Below are 21,096 nucleotides of genomic sequence, written 5' to 3' on the forward strand. Positions count from 1 at the left end.
TAGTATATCCGCTAAATATGTTGAAATCATGTGTAAGTTGTGAAGTTTTCATGAACGAAATTAAAAAGATTTATGAATGGCAAAATGGAGGTTTCAGCGTTCCAGATCAAAGGGGCTTGTTCGTATTTTCAGATGGCGGATATCCAGGAAATGCTCGCAGCTAAGCCGTATTCCGCCCATTAATCCAGAGATATCCTGGAGGCGGGAAGAGATGATCCTACAGTCTCTGTTTTGGTGTTTTGCCAGATACTCCACGATCCTGGAATTGATGTCAGGAATATAGTTTGAAAAGGAACTGTTCAGCACGATTAAGTCCGTATTAAAGGTATTGATCAGGTTGTTGATCCCAATGGACATATATTTTATAAACAGCTCCATCATGTTGTAAGCTTCAGGAGCTTTCTGGTTATAGTCCGAAAGAAATTCATCTATGGTAACCGTTTCTTTTCCTGTCCGGCTGGCGTATTCCTCCAAAATGGCTTTTTCTGAGGCATAGAGTTCAAAACAGCCACGATTCCCACAGGGACAGAGTTTTCCATCGGGAAACAAGATAGTATGGCCAAATTCGCCTGCATAGCCGTCCTTTCCTTTATACAGATGTCCATCGATGAGGATTCCCATTCCGATACCATCATGGACATTAATATGAATCATATTCCGACAGCCATAGTGGAAGGCGGATTCTCCAAGTACAGAAAGATTGGCCTCATTTTCGACAATTACAGGAATACGGAATCTTTCTTCCAGAAGGCTGCCCAGCTCCGGATCGGGCAATGGATAATAAGGGGTAAATATAATTCTGTTATTCTGTACAACCCCATAAATGCCCACAGAAATCCCCAGGATTTTTCTCTTTGACTCATCCTGTTCCTTTAAGTGCTCTTCAATAATGGCGGTAAGGAGTGGGAAAAGCCTGTCCTCAGGATGGAAAGGATATTCCTTTACCCGGCAGTTTTCTCCCTTCAGATCAGAAATTAAAGCCAGTATTTGTCTGGGACGCACATCTATAGCCAGAGACCCTCCATACTGCTGGTTAAACTCCAGGAGGATCGGCTTGCGCCCAAGAGAGGTTTTTGCGCTGCCGATTTCCAGGATCAGATTCTGCTGGATCAGGTCCTGGACAATAGCAGAAATCGTGGCTTTTGTAAGTTTCAGATGCTTGGAAAGCTCTGCTCTTGAAACAGGAGGGTTATTTACGATATATTCCAGGACCAGACGCCGGTTATTATCACGTATCATTTCCTGATTGGCGATAGGCATACAAACAGCCTCCTTTTTACAAAATTTTTTTTATCATAACACTTATATGAAATCCAGGGCAAGTACAATTTGTTTAGCGACTATACAAAAGAGGGGAGAAGTTCACAGAAAGTTTAGATGTAGAATTGAGAAAACTGTGTTATAATAAAAAACGTTACAAAAAATCAGCTCTTTACAGAGGAGATGTTACTATGAAAAAAAGATGGATGGCAATTCTATTAACATGCATTATGGCAGTGGCCCTTCCTGTTACCGCATACGGGGCCAGTGATAATAAAAACACAGATACGCCTTACGTAGCTTTGGGGGCAGATCTGAACCAGGAGGAGCGGGCAACAGTTCTCAGGCTTCTGGGTATCAGCGAAGAAGATTTGAATAATTATACGGTGACCACAGTCACCAATGCAGATGAGCATGAGTATCTGGATTCTTATCTCAGCAGCAGTATTATTGGCTCCAGAGCTCTTTCTTCCGTAATGGTTGAGGGAACAGCGGAAGGCAGCGGCATTAATGTCACAACCAGCAATATTACTTACTGTACACCGGGAATGTATGAGAATGCATTAGCTACTGCAGGTATTGAAAATGCGGACATTAAAGTGGCAGGACCTTTTAATATTTCCGGCACGGCAGCTCTTGTAGGCGCTATCAAAGCTTATGAGAACATGACAGGGGAAGAGGTAAAGAAAGAAAATGCAGATACGGCTACTAATGAGCTGGTAGTTACCGGACAGGTGGCAGAGAATGTAGGTGACCAGGAAAAGGCAGAGCAGCTTATCGGTGCAGTAAAGGGCGAAGTGGTAGAGGGAAATGCCACCACTACAGAAGAAATCGGCAATGTGGTAGACCAGGCAGCCCAGGAGATGGAAGTAAATCTTTCAGAGGAAGACCGACAGGCGATTATCGATTTGATGAAAAAGATAGATGATCTGAACCTGAACATTGACAGCTTGAAGGAACAGGCAAGTAATCTCTATGATCAGATTGCAGGATTGGATCTGAATCTGAATATTGATGAGGAACAGGTGAAAGGGTTCTTTGAGAAAATACTGGATTTCTTCCGGGGATTATTTTCTTAAAATAATTCTTGACAAACACAAAAGTATATGATATGGTATCAAAGGATTAGCTGCCGAAGACAGCAGGTGCCGTAAGGTATAATGATGAAAACGCCTGCCGAGGAAAGGTTCATTCTTAATTACAGAAGCAAGAGCCGATGGTTTTTGCGGATATAAGATTGATATATACCTCTTTGTCTTCCGGACGAAGAGGTTTTTCTTATTCGAGGCCAGAGGGAGCTCAGGCCGAAGCAGCGCAGCCTAAAAAAATAAGGAGGTGCACAATTCATGGCAAAAGTAGAACTTAAAAAACCTGTCGTAGAAGAGATTTCCAACAGCATTAAAGATGCAGCATCTGTAGTGCTGGTAAACTACAAAGGCATCAATGTTGAGCAGGATACTCAGATGCGTAAGGAATTAAGAGAAGCTGGTGTTGTCTACAAAGTTTACAAAAACACTATGATGAACTTTGCGTTCAAAGGAACGCCATGCGAAGAACTGTGCAAGCATTTAGAGGGAACAAACGCTCTGGCTGTATGTGCAGAAGATGCTACAGCTCCTGCAAGAATCCTTGCTAAATATGCAAAGACAGTTCCTACTCTGGAATTAGTTGCCGGTGTCGTAGAAGACACATACTACGATCAGGCAGGAATGGAAGCACTGTCCAAGATTCCTTCAAGAGAAGAACTTCTCGGAAAACTTCTTGGAAGCATCCAGTCTCCTATCGCAAACTTTGCTCGTGTGCTTAATCAGATCGCTGAGCAGCAGGCTTAATGAGCAGGTATTTTGAAAAGTAAAGAGCCTGTATATGACACAGGTACAATAAAAAAGAAAAATAATCGGAGGTAAATAATAATGGCAAAGTTAACAACAGCTGAATTTATTGAAGCTATCAAAGAGTTATCTGTATTAGAGTTAAATGAATTAGTAAAAGCATGTGAAGAAGAATTTGGTGTATCTGCAGCAGCAGGCGTTGTAGTTGCAGCAGCAGGCGGAGCTGGAGAAGCAGCAGAAGAGAAAGATGAGTTTGATGTTGAGCTGACAGAAGTTGGACCAAACAAAGTTAAAGTCATCAAAGTTGTTCGTGAAGTAACAGGTTTAGGTCTGAAAGAAGCTAAAGAAGTTGTAGACGGAGCTCCTAAGGTTCTGAAAGAGGCTGCTTCTAAGGCTGAGGCTGAAGAAATCAAAACAAAACTGGAAGGCGAAGGCGCTAAAGTTACTCTTAAATAATTCAGAGAAATTTTTACCTATGCTGAGGACCGGGCAGATTATCTGCCCGGTTTTTTTATACTGGAGTTTATGAAGAACGATAAATTTGGATTGAAGAAGCAGGTGTCAATTTGTGCAAGATATATTATAAAAATTAAATATTCCTAAAAATTATATAAAGTATATCCAATTATTATATTATAAAAACTTTACAATTCAGAACTTTGTTGATATACTATTTTAGTGTAATAAAATTCTACGAGAGGGAGGAATTGACATGATTACCTTTATTATCGGTCTTGTTATCCTGTTTGGAGGTGCGGCCCTTTACGGTAAATTCTGTGAAAAAGTATTCGGGCCTGACGACAGGAAGACACCAGCATACACCAAACAGGATGGTGTAGACTTTGTTCCCATGAGAGAGTGGAAAAACAGTTTGATCAACCTGCTGAACATTGCAGGTACCGGTCCTATCCTTGGACCTATCCAGGGTATTCTGTTCGGGCCTATCGCCTTTATCACAATACCAATCGGAAATATTATCGGCGGTGCCATGCATGATTATTTTTCAGGAATGATCTGCTTAAGAGACGGCGGTTCTCAGATGCCTGAGACTATCCGTAAGTACAGCAATAAAGGCGTGTATACGGTATATCAGATTTTCTGCAGTCTGCTGCTTCTTCTGGTTGGCGCGGTATTTATCTATACACCTGGCGACATCGCAGCTACACAGGTATTCGGATTTGACGGAGCTGCTACTTCTGTTTCTACATGGGTGATTTATGGTGTGATCTTTGTTTACTATCTGATCGCTACTGTATTCCCTATTGATAAGATTATCGGACGTATTTATCCTGTTTTCGGAGCAATCCTGCTGTTCTCAGCTATTGGTGTGTTTATTGGCTTGTTTGTAAAGGGATATCCCCTTGTAGAACTGTGGGGTAACTGGAACGGTGTAGTTGCGTATGGCGATTACTTCAATGGAAATCATTTTATTCCGATTTTCTTTATCACAGTTGCCTGCGGTATCCTTTCTGGATTCCATTCTACACAGACTGCTATTATTTCCCGTACTATGAAGAGCGAGAAACAGGGCCGCATGACATTCTACAACATGATGGTTCTGGAAGGATTCATCGCTATGGTATGGGCAGCAGGAGCTATGGGTGTTTACAATCTGGGGCTTCAGGCTGCAGATGCTTCTCTGGCTACAGCGACTATCGGTGTTGTATGTAAGAACATTCTTGGACCTGTAGGCGGCATTATCGCTCTGTTAGGTGTTATTGTTCTTCCTATTACATCAGGAGATACAGCCCTTCGTTCTCTGCGTCTTGCTATTGCGGAGTCTTTCCATATTGATCAGACTTCCAAGGCAAAACGTCTGGGACTGTCTGCAGTGATCTTTGCATTAGTAGCTGTGATCCTGGTATTCGCAAAAATGAATGCCAATGGCTTCAATATTCTGTGGCGTTACTTCGCATGGTCAAATCAGACCCTGTCTCTGTTCGCATTTTTGGCTATCTCTGTCTGGATGTTTGAGAACGGAAAAGCCAAATTTGCATGGATGCCTCTGATCCCAGGCGCATGGTATGCATTTGTAACCATTACATATATTGCAAATGCAAAGATCGGTTTCAACATTCCATGGACCGGAGCTTACATCATTGGCATCTGCGCAGCAGCAATCTATGTGGGCGTTATTATCTGGTATGCTAACAAGAGAAAGGCTTTAGCAAAGAAATTCTAAAAATAGAAGTTGATTGAACTGGAAAGACAAAGCTGCCTGTGGGCTGTTGAAAGAACGGCCTGTGGGTGGCTTTTTCTTTTGAAAAGTGTAAAACTTTGGGAAAAAACTTGTTGACATGCTTGACGAACTGTGATATAGTGAGAAATGCACTATTATGGCAAGTTATGCCTGGAGGTCAAATATAAAAGACTTCCACATAAATAAATTAAAACATACAAGGGGTGAAACGTCAATGGAGAAAAACAGAATCCGTTCCGTAACTAGTGGCAAGAGTATGAGAATGACATACCAGCGCCAGAAGGAAGTTCTGGAAATGCCGAACCTGATCGAGGTACAGAAAGATTCTTATCAGTGGTTTTTGGACGAAGGACTGAATGAAGTTTTTGAAGACATATCTCCTATCGCTGACTACAGCGGTAAATTAAGCTTAGAGTTTATTGGCTTTACTTTGTGTGAGGAAGAAAGAAAATATTCCATCGAAGAATGCAAGGAGAGAGATGCCACCTATGCCGCACCATTGAAGGTAAAGGTGAGACTGCACAACAAGGAAAACGGCGAAATTACCACACATGAAATATTTATGGGTGACCTGCCGCTGATGACAGAGACCGGTACATTCGTAATTAATGGAGCTGAACGTGTAATTGTCAGCCAGTTAGTTCGTTCGCCGGGTATTTATTACTCAATTGCACATGATAAACTGGGCAAGACCCTGTATTCCTGTACTGTAATCCCTAACAGAGGAGCATGGCTGGAATACGAAACCGACTCCAATGACGTATTCTATGTACGTGTAGACAGAACTAGAAAAGTCCCCATTACTGTTTTGATCCGTGCACTGGGAATTGGCACCAATGCGGAAATTATAGATCTTTTCGGCGAAGAGCCGAAGATATTAGCCAGCTTCACAAAGGACACTTCCGAAAATTATCAGGAAGGTCTGCTGGAATTATATAAGAAGATCCGCCCAGGTGAGCCATTGGCAGTAGAGAGTGCTGAAAGCCTGATCACAAGTATGTTTTTTGACCCCCGCCGTTATGATCTGGCTAAAGTGGGACGTTATAAATTTAATAAAAAGTTATTGCTCCGCAATCGTATCACAGGACATAAGCTTGCTGAAGAAGTAGTAGATATCACTACTGGTGAGATTATTGCAGAGGCAGGAACTGTTGTGACAAAAGAGCTGGCAGATCAGATCCAGAATGCAGCGGTTCCTTATGTGTGGATCCAGGGCGAAGAGCGTAACATTAAAGTTCTCTCCAGTATGGCAGTTGACATAAGAAATTATGTGGACCTGAGCGAAGAAGAATTAAAAGAGTTAAATGTTACAGAATTAGTATATTATCCTGTTCTGGCAAAGATTCTGGAAGAAAATGAGGATATTGACGATATTAAGGCTGCAATCCATCAGGAGATCCATGAGCTGATTCCAAAGCACATTACCAAAGAAGACATTCTGGCTTCTATTAACTATAATATGCATCTGGAATATGGTCTGGGTACAGATGACGATATCGACCATCTGGGCAACCGTCGTATCCGCTCTGTTGGAGAACTGCTTCAGAATCAGTACAGGATCGGTCTTTCCAGACTGGAAAGAGTCGTTCGTGAGAGAATGACTACTCAGGATATTGAGGGGATTTCTCCTCAGTCACTGATCAATATCAAACCGGTGACTGCAGCTGTGAAAGAATTTTTCGGTTCTTCTCAGCTGTCACAGTTCATGGATCAGAATAACCCGCTGGGTGAGCTGACACACAAGAGACGTCTGTCTGCACTGGGCCCAGGAGGTCTGTCCCGTGACCGTGCCGGATTCGAGGTTCGAGACGTTCACTATTCCCATTACGGGAGAATGTGTCCTATCGAGACTCCTGAGGGACCAAACATCGGTCTGATCAACTCCCTTGCATCTTATGCAAGGATCAACGAATATGGATTTGTAGAAGCACCATATAGAAAAATCGACAAGTCTGATCCTAAAAATCCAAGGGTAACAGATGAAGTTGTTTATATGACTGCTGATGAAGAAGATAATTACCATGTGGCTCAGGCTAATGAGCCTCTGGATGAAGAAGGACATTTTATCCGTAAAAATGTATCCGGACGTTACAGAGAAGAGACTCAGGAATATGAACGTCAGATGTTTGATTACATGGACGTATCTCCTAAGATGGTATTCTCTGTGGCTACAGCTTTGATCCCGTTCCTGCAGAACGACGATGCTAACCGCGCCCTTATGGGTTCCAACATGCAGCGTCAGGCAGTGCCTCTTCTGACTACCGAAGCTCCTGTTGTAGGTACCGGTATGGAAGCGAAAGCTGCCGTGGACTCCGGCGTTTGCGTGGTTGCAAAGAAATCCGGTACAGTAGAATGTGCAGCATCCAAAGAGATTATTATCAAAAATGACGATGGAACAAGAGATGTATATCATCTGACAAAATTCATGCGAAGCAACCAGAGCAACTGCTACAATCAGAGACCTATCGTGTCCAAGGGAGAGCATGTAGAGGCCGGCGATGTTATCGCTGACGGACCTTCTACTTCCAAAGGAGAGCTGGCTCTTGGAAAGAACCCTCTGATCGGATTTATGACTTGGGAAGGTTATAACTACGAGGATGCGGTTCTTTTAAGTGAAAGACTGGTTATGGATGATGTATACACATCTGTTCATATAGAAGAGTATGAGGCAGAGGCCAGAGACACCAAGCTGGGACCGGAAGAGATCACAAGAGACGTTCCCGGCGTAGGTGACGACGCCCTGAAAGACCTTGATGAGAGAGGTATCATCCGTATCGGCGCAGAAGTACGGGCGGGAGATATCCTGGTAGGTAAAGTTACTCCTAAGGGAGAGACAGAACTTACTGCAGAAGAACGTCTGCTCCGTGCTATCTTCGGTGAGAAGGCCAGAGAGGTAAGAGATACATCTCTGAAAGTTCCTCACGGAGAATACGGTATTGTAGTAGATGCAAAAGTATTTACAAGAGAAAACGGAGATGAACTTTCTCCGGGAGTAAATGAGGCTGTACGCATTTATATTGCTCAGAAGAGAAAGATTTCCGTAGGAGATAAAATGGCCGGACGTCACGGAAACAAGGGTGTTGTTTCCCGTGTACTTCCTGTAGAAGATATGCCATTCCTGCCAAATGGCCGTCCTCTGGACATCGTGCTGAACCCTCTGGGCGTGCCTTCCCGTATGAACATCGGACAGGTGCTGGAAATCCATCTGAGTCTTGCGGCAAAAGCCCTGGGATTCAATATTGCTACTCCGGTATTTGACGGCGCCAACGAGGTGGATATCCAGGATACGCTGGAGATGGCAAATGATTATGTAAATACAGAAGATTTTGAAGAATTCCGTGAAAAATATCAGGATACTCTGCGTCCGGAAGTTATGCAGTTCCTTGACGAGAACAAAGCCCACAGAGAGCTGTGGAAGGGAGTTCCCATTTCCAGAGACGGAAAGGTAAGACTGAGAGACGGACGTACAGGAGAGTATTTTGACAGTCCTGTAACTATCGGACACATGCATTACCTGAAACTCCATCACCTGGTAGATGATAAGATCCATGCACGTTCCACAGGTCCATACTCACTGGTAACACAGCAGCCTCTGGGTGGTAAAGCTCAGTTCGGCGGCCAGCGTTTCGGAGAGATGGAGGTTTGGGCTCTGGAAGCATACGGTGCATCTTATACCCTTCAGGAGATCCTGACTGTAAAATCCGATGATGTTATCGGACGTGTAAAAACTTATGAAGCCATTATCAAGGGTGACAATATTCCTGAGCCGGGAGTACCGGAATCCTTTAAGGTTCTCTTAAAAGAACTTCAGTCCCTGGGACTTGATGTGAGAGTTCTGAGAGAGGATATGACAGAGGTAGAGATCATGGAAAACGTGGACTATGGCGATACGGATATGCGTCATATCATTGAAGGGGATTCCAGAGGCAGAGATAATGAGGACTATGCCGGCCATGGCTTTACCAAACAGGAGTTTGAAGGCGAAGAGCTGGTAGATGTTGAAGAGGAACCGGAAGAAGAGGATGAAGTATTCTTAGGTTTAGATGATACTCTTGATGAAGAGTAATAGGAAAGGAGTCCGCAATGCCAGAAACAGCAAATAAAGAGGTATATCAGCCGCTGACCTTTGATGCCATTAAGATTGGACTGGCATCTCCGGAAAAAATCCGGGAATGGTCTCACGGTGAAGTAAAAAAACCAGAAACTATTAATTATAGAACATTAAAGCCGGAAAAGGACGGACTTTTCTGCGAAAGGATTTTCGGACCCAGCAAGGACTGGGAATGTCACTGCGGCAAATATAAGAAAATCCGTTACAAAGGCGTTATCTGTGACAGATGTGGCGTAGAAGTTACCAAATCATCTGTCCGCAGGGAACGTATGGGACACATTGAACTGGCAGCGCCGGTTTCCCACATCTGGTATTTTAAGGGAATTCCTTCCAGAATGGGTCTTATCCTGGACCTGTCACCAAGAACACTGGAAAAGGTTCTGTACTTTGCCAGCTACATTGTGCTGGATGCTGGAACCACAGACCTTCAGTACAAACAGGTCCTTACTGAGAAAGAATATCAGGATGCCAGAGAAAAATATGGTGAGAACTTCCGTGTGGGCATGGGAGCTGAAGCTGTTAAGGAGCTTCTGGAAGCCATTGACCTGGAGAAAGAGTCTGCAGAACTGAAAGCAGGCCTGAAGGATTCCACAGGTCAGAAGAGAGCCCGCATCATCAAACGTCTGGAAGTTGTAGAAGCATTCCGTGAATCTGGAAACAGACCGGAATGGATGATCATGACTGTAGTTCCGGTAATCCCGCCGGACCTTCGTCCAATGGTACAGCTGGACGGCGGACGTTTTGCGACCTCTGACTTAAATGATCTGTACAGAAGGATCATCAACAGAAATAACCGTCTGAAAAGACTGCTGGAGCTGGGAGCTCCTGATATCATTGTCCGCAATGAGAAGAGAATGCTCCAGGAAGCAGTAGATGCTCTCATTGACAACGGACGCCGTGGACGTCCTGTTACAGGTCCTGGAAACAGAGCCCTGAAATCCCTTTCCGATATGCTGAAAGGTAAATCCGGACGTTTCCGTCAGAACCTGCTGGGTAAACGTGTAGACTACTCTGGACGTTCTGTTATCGTAGTAGGACCGGAACTGAAAATCTATCAGTGCGGTCTGCCAAAGGAAATGGCTATTGAGCTGTTTAAACCTTTTGTTATGAAAGAACTGGTGTCAAACGGCACTGCTCACAATATTAAAAATGCCAAAAAGATGGTGGAGAAGCTGGAGCCTGCAGTATGGGACGTACTGGAAGATGTTATTAAAGAACATCCGGTTATGTTAAACCGTGCTCCTACCCTTCACAGGCTGGGTATCCAGGCTTTCGAGCCAATTCTGGTAGAAGGTAAGGCTATCAAGCTTCATCCCCTGGTTTGTACAGCGTTCAATGCGGACTTTGACGGTGACCAGATGGCTGTCCATCTTCCTCTGTCTGTGGAAGCTCAGGCTGAGTGCCGTTTCCTTCTGCTGTCACCAAACAACCTGCTGAAACCTTCTGATGGTGGTCCGGTAGCCGTTCCTTCACAGGATATGGTCCTGGGTATCTATTATCTGACCCAGGAAAGACCAGGAAGCAAAGGGGAAGGAAAAGCCTTTAAGAGCGTAAACGAGGCAATCCTGGCTTACGAGAACCAGGCTATCACCCTTCAGACAAAGATTGTCGTAAGACAGAAGAAGACTATGCCTGACGGAACTGTGATCCAGGGCAATGTTCATTCTACTCTGGGACGTCTGCTCTTTAACGAAATCCTGCCGCAGGATCTGGGCTTTGTAGACAGAACCATTCCCGGAAACGAACTCCTTCCGGAAATCGATTTCCTGGTAGGAAAGAAGCAGTTAAAGCAGATCCTGGAAAAAGTTATCAATACCCATGGCGCTACCAAGACCGCAGAGGTTCTGGATGATATTAAGGCTATGGGATACAAATATTCTACAAGAGCGGCCATGACCGTATCCATTTCTGATATGACTGTGCCGCCTCAGAAGCCGGAAATGATCCAGCAGGCTCAGGATACTGTAGACCTGATCACCAAGAACTTTAAGCGTGGTCTCATCACAGAGGAAGAGCGTTATAAAGAAGTTGTAGATACCTGGAAGAAGACTGACGATGCCCTGACAAGGGCTCTGCTGGACGGACTGGATAAGTATAACAACATCTACATGATGGCTGACTCCGGTGCCCGTGGATCTGATAAACAGATCAAACAGCTGGCAGGTATGCGTGGTCTGATGGCCGATACAACCGGTCATACCATCGAGCTGCCAATTAAGTCTAACTTCCGTGAAGGTCTGGACGTACTGGAATACTTCATGTCTGCTCACGGAGCTCGTAAAGGTCTTTCCGATACAGCTCTGCGTACTGCTGACTCCGGTTACCTGACAAGACGTCTGGTAGACGTTTCCCAGGAAATGATCGTCCGGGAAGTAGACTGCTGCGAAGATAAAGGCGAAATCCCAGGTATGTGGGTAAAAGCTTTTGCTGACGGCAAGGAAGAGATCGAAAGCCTTCAGGAGCGTATTACAGGACGTTTCTCCTGCGAGACTATTAAAGATAAAGATGGAAATGTTATCGTTAAGGCAAACCATATGATCACTCCGAAACGTGCTGCCCGTGTGGTGAAGGACGGTGTAAGAGAAGACGGCAAGCCATACGATGCAGTGAAGATCCGTACAATCCTTACCTGTAAGTGCAAGATTGGTGTCTGCGCAAAATGTTACGGCGCCAACATGGCAACTGGTGAGCCAGTACAGGTAGGTGAATCTATCGGTATTATTGCGGCTCAGTCCATCGGTGAGCCAGGTACACAGCTTACCATGCGTACCTTCCATACCGGCGGTGTGGCCGGCGGCGATATCACACAGGGTCTTCCCCGTGTGGAGGAGCTTTTCGAGGCAAGGAAGCCTAAGGGTCTTGCCATCATCACAGAGATCAAAGGTGTTGCCACACTGAAAGATACAAAGAAGAAACGTGAGATCATTGTGACAGACAATGAGAGCGGAGAATCTAAGACTTATCTGATCCCATACGGTTCCCGTATCAAGGTTCAGGACGGAGATTATCTGGAAGCCGGAGACGAGCTGACAGAAGGTTCTGTAAATCCTCACGATATCCTTCGTATCAAAGGCGTTCGTGCCGTACAGGACTACATGCTCCGCGAGGTGCAGAGAGTTTACCGTCTCCAGGGTGTTGAGATCAACGATAAGCACATCGAGGTTATCGTTCGTCAGATGCTGAAGAAGATCCGTGTGGAGGACAATGGAGACACAGACTTCCTGCCAGGAACACTGGTAGATGTACTGGATTTCGAGGAAAAGAACCAGGAGCTTGCCGCAGAAGGAAAAGAACCGGCAGAAGGAAAACAGGTAATGCTTGGTATTACAAAAGCATCCCTGGCAACAAACTCCTTCCTGTCCGCCGCATCCTTCCAGGAGACCACAAAGGTTCTGACAGAAGCTGCCATCAAGGGCAAGATCGACCCGCTGATCGGTCTGAAAGAGAACGTTCTTATTGGTAAGCTGATCCCTGCAGGAACCGGTATGAAGAAATATTCCAATGTCCGTCTGGATACAGATCTGATTCCGGAAGAAGAGGAAGAAGAACTGGAGCTGGATGAGGATATCCAGGAAGATGAAGTTCAGGATCAGGAGATTCTGGATGAAAGCGTTCTGGAGGAAGAGGAAGCAGAGCTTTCTGAAGATGAAGAAGAAGCTGAATTAATCGAAGACTAAATATAAGGAGCTGCCGCACTAAAGATTCCTGATACAGGTTTCATGCGGCAGCCTTTTTTCGCAGTGAGGAGAGATTGCATGAAGAAGGGAAATGCCGGAAAAATAATTTTAGGGATTATGTTTGGGATCATTGTAGTACTTTCAGCAATATTGGCAATGCTTACTATAAGAAATAAAAAAGCGCAGAATGCAGTAGCGGCGATCCAGGAAGTACAGACAGCAGATTCTGAAGAAAACGCCCGGGAAGAGAAAAAAACAGAGGCCGAAAAAATATTAGAGACCATGACTCTGGAGGAAAAGGCCGCACAGATATTTTTTGTTACACCGGAAGATATTACCGGGGTAAATACGGCTACTGTGGCAGGGGATGCTACCCGGCAGGCTCTGGAAACCTATCCGGTAGGAGGCATCGTATATTTTTCCAAAAATATCCTAGAGCCAGAACAGATCAGGTCAATGCTTGAAAATACCTGGAATTATTCTCAGGAAGTGATGAAGATCCCGGTTTGGCTGGGAGTAGATGAGGAAGGCGGACAGGTAGCCAGAGTGGCGGAAAACCCTATGTTCCAGGTGAGCAGATATGAGAGCATGAGGAGTATAGGAGACACAAAAGATCCGGATCAGGCATATCAGGCAGGGGAAACGATTGCTGCTTATTTAAAAGACCTGGGATTTAATATGGATTTTGCGCCGGATGCGGATGTTATCACAAATCCTCAGAATACGGTGATCGGCGATCGGTCTTTTGGAACGGATCCCGCCCTGGTAGGGGAGATGACTGCCGATGCGGTGGCCGGCTTCCAGGATCAGGGGATATCTGCCTGTATAAAGCATTTTCCCGGACATGGACAGACAGAAGGAGATACTCATGAAGGGTATGCTTATACAGAGAAAACGCTGGAAGAGATGAAAAACAGTGATTTGATCCCTTTTCAGGAGGGCATCAAAGCCGGAACAGATTTTGTGATGGTATCCCATATTTCTGCACCGAATGCTCTTTCTCAGGATCTGCCGGCATCTTTATCCTCAGAAATTATCACAGATCTCCTCAGGGGAGAAATGGGATATGAAGGGATTATTATTACAGATGCCATGAATATGGGGGCTATTGCCGAGAATTACGATTCTGCCCAGGCAGCGGTTATGTCTTTTCAGGCAGGAGCGGATATGATCCTGATGCCAGAGGATTTTCAGGCTGCTTATCAGGGGATCCTGCAGGCAGTCAGCAGCGGAACCATCTCAGAAGAAAGGCTGAACCAGTCTGTTGTGCGCATTTTAGAAACAAAACTAGAAAAATTTTAAAAAAAATCCTTGACAGGGAAAATACTGGTGGATATAATGAGAGAGCGTGCAAAAATACGCAAGTTTTTTTTGTGTACGAAAAAGTTTATTCATGAGGATGAATAACTGGCAGCCACTATTCCTTCTATATATATTATAGAAGGACCCGCAAATTCTACAGGAGGTGAAAAGGAATGCCAACATTTAATCAGTTAGTAAGAAAAGGACGCCAGACTACAACCAAGAAGTCTACAGCACCTGCACTTCAGAAGAGCTACAACTCTTTACGGAAAAAAACTTCCGATATGTCTTCTCCACAGAAGAGAGGTGTATGTACTGCTGTTAAGACTGCTACACCTAAGAAGCCTAACTCAGCTCTTAGAAAGATCGCCAGAGTTCGTCTTTCAAATGGAATCGAAGTAACAAGCTACATTCCAGGAGAAGGTCACAACTTACAGGAGCACAGCGTTGTTCTGATCCGTGGCGGTAGGGTAAAAGACTTACCAGGTACCAGATACCACATCATCCGTGGTACATTAGATACCGCAGGCGTTGCTAACAGACGTCAGGCCCGTTCTAAATACGGCGCTAAGAGACCGAAAAAATAATTAAGCGACTAAATTTATAAATCCAGAATAACAGTTCAGGCTGTTATGATGAATTCATAGAAGTCACAGAGAACTATTAAATTGTACCGGGATTCCATAAGCCCATAAGTGGCTGCGGGTTTATATAGAGAAGATACCGAGTGCGAACATGCAGAATAGTTTGTGTGAGTACCTATGATTTAATCGAAAATGATTAAGGAGGGAAGTAACGTGCCACGTAAAGGACATATTCAGAAAAGAGACGTTCTGGCTGATCCAATGTACAACAGCAAGGTAGTTACAAAACTTATCAACAGCATTATGCTGGACGGTAAGAAAGGTGTAGCTCAGAAGATCGTATACGGAGCATTCGCCAGAGTGGAAGAAAAAGCTGGAAAACCAGCTATCGAAGTATTTGAAGAGGCAATGAACAACATCATGCCTGTATTAGAGGTAAAAGCTAGACGTATCGGTGGTGCTACCTATCAGGTGCCTATCGAAGTAAGACCGGACAGACGTCAGGCTCTGGCTCTTCGCTGGCTGACCATGTTCTCCCGCAAAAGAGGCGAGAAAACCATGGAAGAAAGACTGGCTAATGAGCTGCTGGACGCTATGAACAATACCGGCGCAGCTGTTAAGAGAAAAGAAGACATGCATAAGATGGCTGAAGCAAATAAAGCATTTGCTCACTATCGTTTCTAAGAGGAGGAAATCCAATTGGCTGGAAGAGAATATCCATTAGAGAGAACCAGAAACATTGGTATTATGGCACACATCGATGCCGGTAAGACAACTCTGACAGAGCGTATCTTATACTATACCGGTGTAAACTATAAGATTGGTGATACTCATGAAGGTACTGCTACCATGGACTGGATGGAGCAGGAGCAGGAAAGAGGTATCACAATTACTTCCGCTGCCACAACATGTCACTGGACACTGGAAGAGAAGACAAAACCAAAGGCCGGTGCTTTAGAGCATCGTATCAATATCATTGATACACCTGGACACGTAGACTTTACTGTAGAGGTTGAGCGTTCTCTGCGTGTTCTGGACGGCGCTGTTGGTGTATTCTGTGCTAAGGGCGGTGTAGAACCCCAGTCAGAAAACGTATGGCGTCAGGCTGACACTTACAATGTACCACGTATGGCTTTCATCAATAAGATGGACATTTTAGGTGCAAACTTCTACAATGCTGTAGACCAGATCAAAACCCGTTTGGGAAAGAATGCGATCTGCGTTCAGCTTCCAATCGGTAAGGAAGATGAATTTAAAGGAATCATCGACCTGTTTGAAATGCAGGCTTACATCTACAATGATGAGAAAGGTGACGATATTTCTGTTACCGATATCCCTGAAGATATGCAGGAAGAGGCTGAGCTGTACCACACAGAATTAGTAGAAAAAATCTGTGAGCTGGACGACGACCTGATGATGGCATATCTGGAAGGTGAAGAGCCAAGCATTGAGGAACTGAAAAAAGTTCTGAGAAAGGCTACCTGCGAGTGTGCAGCTGTTCCTGTATGCTGCGGATCTGCTTACAGAAACAAAGGTGTACAGAAACTTCTGGATGCGATCCTGGAGTACATGCCTGCACCTACAGATATTCCTGCTATCAAAGGTACAGACCTTGAAGGAAATGAAATCGAGAAACATGCTTCTGATGAAGAGCCTTTCGCAGCTCTGGCATTCAAGATCATGACAGACCCATTCGTTGGTAAGCTGGCATACTTCAGAGTTTATTCAGGTACTATGAACTCCGGTTCTTATGTACTGAACGCTACAAAAGGCAAAAAAGAGCGTGTTGGACGTATCCTGCAGATGCATGCCAACAAGCGTCAGGAGCTGGATAAAGTATATTCCGGTGATATTGCAGCCGCTATCGGCTTCAAGTTCACAACTACAGGTGATACACTCTGTGATGAGCAGCATCCTGTAATCCTGGAGTCCATGGAATTCCCGGATCCTGTTATCGAGCTGGCTATTGAGCCTAAGACAAAAGCAGGTCAGGGCAAACTGGGCGAAGCTCTTGCAAAACTTGCAGAGGAAGACCCAACTTTCCGTGCTCATACAGATCAGGAAACTGGACAGACGATTATCGCCGGTATGGGTGAGCTTCACCTGGAGATTATCGTTGACCGTCTTCTTCGTGAGTTCAAAGTAGAAGCTAACGTAGGTGCTCCTCAGGTTGCTTACAAAGAGACAATCACAAAACCAGTTGATGTTGACAGCAAATATGCAAAACAGTCTGGTGGTCGTGGACAGTACGGTCACTGTAAAGTTAAATTCGAGCCTATGGATGCAAACGGTGAGGAAACTTATAAGTTTGAATCTACTGTTGTTGGTGGTGCTATTCCGAAGGAATACATTCCAGCAGTAGGCGAAGGTATCGAAGAGGCTATGAGAGCCGGTATCCTGGGCGGATTCCCTGTAGTAGGCATCCATGCAAATGTATATGACGGATCTTACCATGAAGTGGACTCCTCTGAAATGGCATTCCACATTGCAGGTTCTCTTGCATTCAAGGATGCTATGTCCAAGGGAGCTCCGATCCTTCTGGAGCCTATCATGAGAGTCGAAGTTACAACTCCTGAAGACTACATGGGTGATGTTATCGGTGATATCAACTCCCGCCGCGGACGTATCGAAGGTATGGACGATATCGGCGGAGGTAAAATGATCCGTGGATTCGTTCCTCTGGCAGAGATGTTCGGATACGCAACAGACCTGCGTTCCAGAACTCAGGGACGTGGTAACTACTCTATGTTCTTCGAGAAATATGAGCAGGTTCCCAAGTCTGTACAGGAAAAGGTTCTGGCAGGAAAATCAGGTAAATAAACCTTGCAAATATCCTTGATTTGCAATATAATCAAGGATAGCAGGTTGACTATATCAACCGCCTCGTTATGAGGCAACAACAAAAATTAAAATTTGCCCAGACGGGGCGCATGTTAAACAAGGAGGACATTCAAAATGGCTAAAGCTAAATTTGAAAGAAGCAAACCGCATTGTAACATTGGTACCATCGGACACGTTGACCATGGTAAAACAACTTTAACAGCTGCTATCACAAAAGTACTTTCTCACAGAGTTGCTGGTAACACAGCTACAGATTTCGAGAACATTGATAAAGCTCCAGAAGAAAGAGAACGTGGTATCACAATCTCTACAGCACACGTTGAGTATGAAACAGAAAAACGTCACTATGCACACGTTGACTGCCCAGGACATGCTGACTACGTTAAGAACATGATCACAGGTGCAGCTCAGATGGATGGAGCTATCTTAGTAGTAGCTGCTACAGACGGTGTTATGGCTCAGACAAAAGAGCACATCCTGCTGTCTCGTCAGGTAGGCGTTCCTTACATCGTTGTTTTCATGAACAAATGTGATATGGTTGACGACGAAGAGCTTCTTGAGCTGGTAGATATGGAAATCCGTGAACTGCTGAACGAGTACGAGTTCCCAGGCGATGACACACCAATCATCCAGGGTTCTGCTCTGAAAGCTCTGGAAGATCCAGACAGCGAGTGGGGCGACAAAGTTATGGAACTGATGGATGCTGTTGACAGCTATATCCCAGATCCACAGCGTGACACAGACAAACCATTCATCATGCCTGTAGAGGACGTATTCTCCATCACAGGACGTGGTACAGTTGCTACTGGTAGAGTAGAAGCTGGTACACTGCATGTATCTGAAGAAGTTGAAATCGTTGGTCTGAAAGAAGAAACACGTAAAGTTGTTGTAACTGGAATCGAAATGTTCCGTAAGCTGTTAGACGAGGCTCAGGCTGGTGATAACATCGGTGCTCTGCTTCGTGGTGTTCAGAGAAACGAAATCGAAAGAGGACAGGTTCTGGCTAAACCAGGAACAATTACCTGCCATACAAAATTTACAGCTCAGGTTTACGTTCTGACAAAAGACGAAGGTGGCCGTCATACACCATTCTTCAACAACTACCGTCCACAGTTCTACTTCAGAACAACAGACGTAACTGGTGTTTGCTTACTGCCAGAAGGTACAGAAATGTGCATGCCTGGTGATAACGTAGAAATGACAATCGAACTGATCCACCCAATCGCTATGAGCCAGGGTCTTACATTCGCTATCCGTGAAGGTGGACGTACTGTTGGATCAGGCCGTGTTGCTTCTATCATCGAGTAATACAATCTGAATATAGATTTGTTATCGTAAGATAACATTGTGTCCAAACGTAAGATACCCGTAGAACTTCGGTTCTACGGGTTTTTCTGTTGCCTGGAAATATATAAAAGGGTAGAAAAGAATAACGAACAGTATAGAAAAACGGTTGCCGGGAGATTATCCTGACAACCGCTTGTGATAACAGAATGATAACAAAATTTCCAAATTATATTAAACCTAATAAAGAACTATTATGAATTAAGGCACTAGGATTATATTTTTCTATAAGGGAATTTACGATTAAACGATATCCAGCACTTATTTTGGGGCTTAGAGTAATTTCCATTTCGGAAAAAGCAACATCGTCTAGTTGTAAATCATAGAACGGGAATGGTTGCTTTTCAAGTCCATGTAAAATCTTATTTGCCATTATTTGGACAGACGTTGGAAGTATATTAGGATCTTGATTAATATTTACAGGATAAAATTGTAAAATATATCTCCATTCATGTTGAAATTCCCAATGTATATTTTTATGAATTCCCAGGGTTCCTAGGGAAATAGAAAATTTATCACCCTCATAAGTAACTAATTTTGGATATAATTTACTAGCATCCGAAGTATATTCAACTTTATGCAAAATGTTATTACTCATTGCTGCAGGACAGATGTAGCCTTTTTTCATCATGTCAGCTATAGGAATTATCGATTTAAGATAAACACCATTGGATTCATCAGTTACAGGAAGGACACTAACCTCTTTTATTGATTCAGGAGTATTCTCAAATAACTTGAAAGGATTTGCTTTTAATTTTATTCTAACACCGGAATCAAGAGAACTGTACATTTTCCACATCGGTATACTTTCAGTTTCATCATCGGTCCATGAACTGATATAACAAAATTGTCCGATATTCTTTATATCAGAAGTTTCTTTTTCTTGCAAATCGTCCATCTGATCAAGAGAATTTAATCTGAATGTTCGATTGCTAAGAATCAACGCCAAAGTTTCAATACTTGTATAATGGTACAAAAAATCAGTACATTGATTCATGAGTTTTAACACCTCCTTATGTAAGATCATATGTCTTGATAATAGTATCTTCAGTACCCTTTTTTACGATAGTATGACAACCTATCGTAGTTCCCATAGCACGCAGTTTCCATTCTTCCTGAGTAGCGTTCAGCTTATCTAGTTCTTCCTGTCTTATATCTTCATTTTCGATAGCTAATATTTCAGCTTTTTCCTTTTCATAGACATTTTTAAATTGACACCATTTCCTGAAAAAGTCTTGCATTGTAGGATTATCGAACGTCAGTGAAACCTTCTGATCAGGTGTTTCTGCAAGCGAGAGGTTTACTGAATCATCAATAGAAAACAACAGGGAGAGTACATCTCCGACTGTTTCAATATTAAAATCCAGAAAAACACTTACATTTAATCCCAGTGCAGTTGCTATCTTTTCTAACTGATCCGGTTTTGGATTCCGGATTCCAAGTTCATATTTTCTGATCGTACCTACGTTAATGCCGGACAGCTCGGCTAACTGTATCTGACTGTACCCTCTGAATTCCCGGTATGCCCGGATTTTTTTACCTACCATAATGCTGCCTCCTTAATTATATTTGTGATTCTATTCTAGCACAAAAGTGAATGATACGAAAGAGGTTGATTTTCGCAGAGTATGAAAATGAGAATGGAATATAAAAATAAAATTCGCAAAAGGTTATTGACAAAGTCACAAAAGTGAATTATAGTATAAAACATCGAAAGAGTCACAAAAGTGACTGGAAAGGAGGACGCTATGAGAACTAATTATATGATGACTGTTGATGATGTCATGGAAGAATTAGGCGTGAAACGCAGTAAAGCATATTCCATTCTGAAGCAGCTTAATGATGAACTTGCAAAGGAAGGATATGTGGCAGTTCGTGGAAAGATTCCACGTCCCTACTGGGAAACAAAATTTTATGGATGCTCTCAGAGAGCAGTGTGAAGGAG

Annotated in this window: 15 protein-coding genes and 1 other annotated feature; of the genes, 12 read left to right on the plus strand and 3 right to left on the minus strand. The window is 43.8% G+C overall.

Annotated elements, in window-relative coordinates; translation table 11 throughout:
* Positions 1 to 93: 93 nt before the first annotated feature.
* Positions 94 to 1,260, minus strand: a complete 1,167-nt coding sequence (locus B5G00_RS17140) for an ROK family transcriptional regulator (protein WP_087274880.1) — start codon at positions 1,258 to 1,260, stop codon at positions 94 to 96.
* 191 nt (positions 1,261 to 1,451) lie between these two features.
* Here B5G00_RS17140 and B5G00_RS17145 point away from each other — a divergent pair, with 191 nt between their 5' ends.
* The 11 genes from B5G00_RS17145 to tuf all read left to right on the plus strand — a co-directional run bounded on the left by B5G00_RS17145 (position 1,452) and on the right by tuf (position 19,115).
* Positions 1,452 to 2,339 carry a DUF1002 domain-containing protein gene (locus tag B5G00_RS17145; protein ID WP_087274881.1) on the plus strand — a complete coding sequence of 296 codons (888 nt, stop codon included), beginning with the start codon at positions 1,452 to 1,454 and terminating at the stop codon, positions 2,337 to 2,339.
* Positions 2,340 to 2,374: 35 nt separating this feature from the next.
* Positions 2,375 to 2,547 (plus strand) — a sequence feature (ribosomal protein L10 leader region).
* Positions 2,548 to 2,606: 59 nt separating this feature from the next.
* Complete coding sequence (rplJ, locus tag B5G00_RS17150) at positions 2,607 to 3,092, plus strand: 50S ribosomal protein L10 (protein ID WP_087274882.1); 486 nt, start codon at positions 2,607 to 2,609, stop codon at positions 3,090 to 3,092.
* Positions 3,093 to 3,173: 81 nt separating this feature from the next.
* Entirely contained in the window at positions 3,174 to 3,548 is a 375-nt protein-coding gene (gene rplL, locus B5G00_RS17155) for a 50S ribosomal protein L7/L12 (RefSeq protein ID WP_087274883.1), read from the plus strand.
* 256 nt (positions 3,549 to 3,804) lie between these two features.
* Positions 3,805 to 5,274, plus strand: coding sequence for a carbon starvation CstA family protein (locus B5G00_RS17160; protein ID WP_087274884.1), 1,470 nt, complete (start codon positions 3,805 to 3,807; stop codon positions 5,272 to 5,274).
* Positions 5,275 to 5,506: 232 nt separating this feature from the next.
* The gene (rpoB, locus tag B5G00_RS17165; protein WP_087274885.1) at positions 5,507 to 9,358 is read left to right on the plus strand and encodes a DNA-directed RNA polymerase subunit beta; all 3,852 of its coding nucleotides are present in this window, start codon (positions 5,507 to 5,509) and stop codon (positions 9,356 to 9,358) included.
* 17 nt (positions 9,359 to 9,375) lie between these two features.
* Positions 9,376 to 13,080 (plus strand): DNA-directed RNA polymerase subunit beta', encoded by a 3,705-nt coding sequence (rpoC, locus tag B5G00_RS17170; RefSeq protein WP_087274886.1) that lies wholly within the window; start codon positions 9,376 to 9,378, stop codon positions 13,078 to 13,080.
* Positions 13,081 to 13,158: 78 nt separating this feature from the next.
* On the plus strand, positions 13,159 to 14,382 hold the full coding sequence (locus tag B5G00_RS17175; RefSeq protein ID WP_087274887.1) for a glycoside hydrolase family 3 protein: 1,224 nt from the start codon (positions 13,159 to 13,161) through the stop codon (positions 14,380 to 14,382).
* A gap of 173 nt (positions 14,383 to 14,555) precedes the next feature.
* The gene (rpsL, locus tag B5G00_RS17180) at positions 14,556 to 14,969 is read left to right on the plus strand and encodes a 30S ribosomal protein S12 (RefSeq protein WP_087274888.1); all 414 of its coding nucleotides are present in this window, start codon (positions 14,556 to 14,558) and stop codon (positions 14,967 to 14,969) included.
* A 210-nt stretch (positions 14,970 to 15,179) separates the two neighbouring features.
* A complete protein-coding gene (rpsG, locus tag B5G00_RS17185; RefSeq protein ID WP_206423809.1) occupies positions 15,180 to 15,650 on the plus strand; it encodes a 30S ribosomal protein S7 in 471 nt (156 codons plus the stop codon).
* 15 nt (positions 15,651 to 15,665) lie between these two features.
* Positions 15,666 to 17,786 (plus strand): elongation factor G, encoded by a 2,121-nt coding sequence (gene fusA / locus B5G00_RS17190; protein WP_087274890.1) that lies wholly within the window; start codon positions 15,666 to 15,668, stop codon positions 17,784 to 17,786.
* Between the two features lie 135 nt (positions 17,787 to 17,921).
* A complete protein-coding gene (gene tuf, locus B5G00_RS17195; protein WP_087274891.1) occupies positions 17,922 to 19,115 on the plus strand; it encodes an elongation factor Tu in 1,194 nt (397 codons plus the stop codon).
* A 205-nt stretch (positions 19,116 to 19,320) separates the two neighbouring features.
* Here tuf and B5G00_RS17200 read toward each other — a convergent pair whose 3' ends face one another.
* Both B5G00_RS17200 and B5G00_RS17205 read right to left on the minus strand, forming a co-directional pair.
* On the minus strand, positions 19,321 to 20,148 hold the full coding sequence (locus B5G00_RS17200) for a DUF2971 domain-containing protein (RefSeq protein WP_087274892.1): 828 nt from the start codon (positions 20,146 to 20,148) through the stop codon (positions 19,321 to 19,323).
* A gap of 16 nt (positions 20,149 to 20,164) precedes the next feature.
* A complete protein-coding gene (locus tag B5G00_RS17205) occupies positions 20,165 to 20,698 on the minus strand; it encodes a helix-turn-helix domain-containing protein (protein ID WP_087274893.1) in 534 nt (177 codons plus the stop codon).
* A gap of 201 nt (positions 20,699 to 20,899) precedes the next feature.
* Here B5G00_RS17205 and B5G00_RS17210 point away from each other — a divergent pair, with 201 nt between their 5' ends.
* The gene (locus B5G00_RS17210) at positions 20,900 to 21,091 is read left to right on the plus strand and encodes a helix-turn-helix domain-containing protein (protein WP_009243123.1); all 192 of its coding nucleotides are present in this window, start codon (positions 20,900 to 20,902) and stop codon (positions 21,089 to 21,091) included.
* Positions 21,092 to 21,096: the final 5 nt, after the last annotated feature.

Origin of the sequence: Blautia sp. An46 (genome assembly GCF_002161645.1) — a bacterium.
Classification (GTDB): domain Bacteria; phylum Bacillota; class Clostridia; order Lachnospirales; family Lachnospiraceae; genus Blautia; species Blautia ornithocaccae.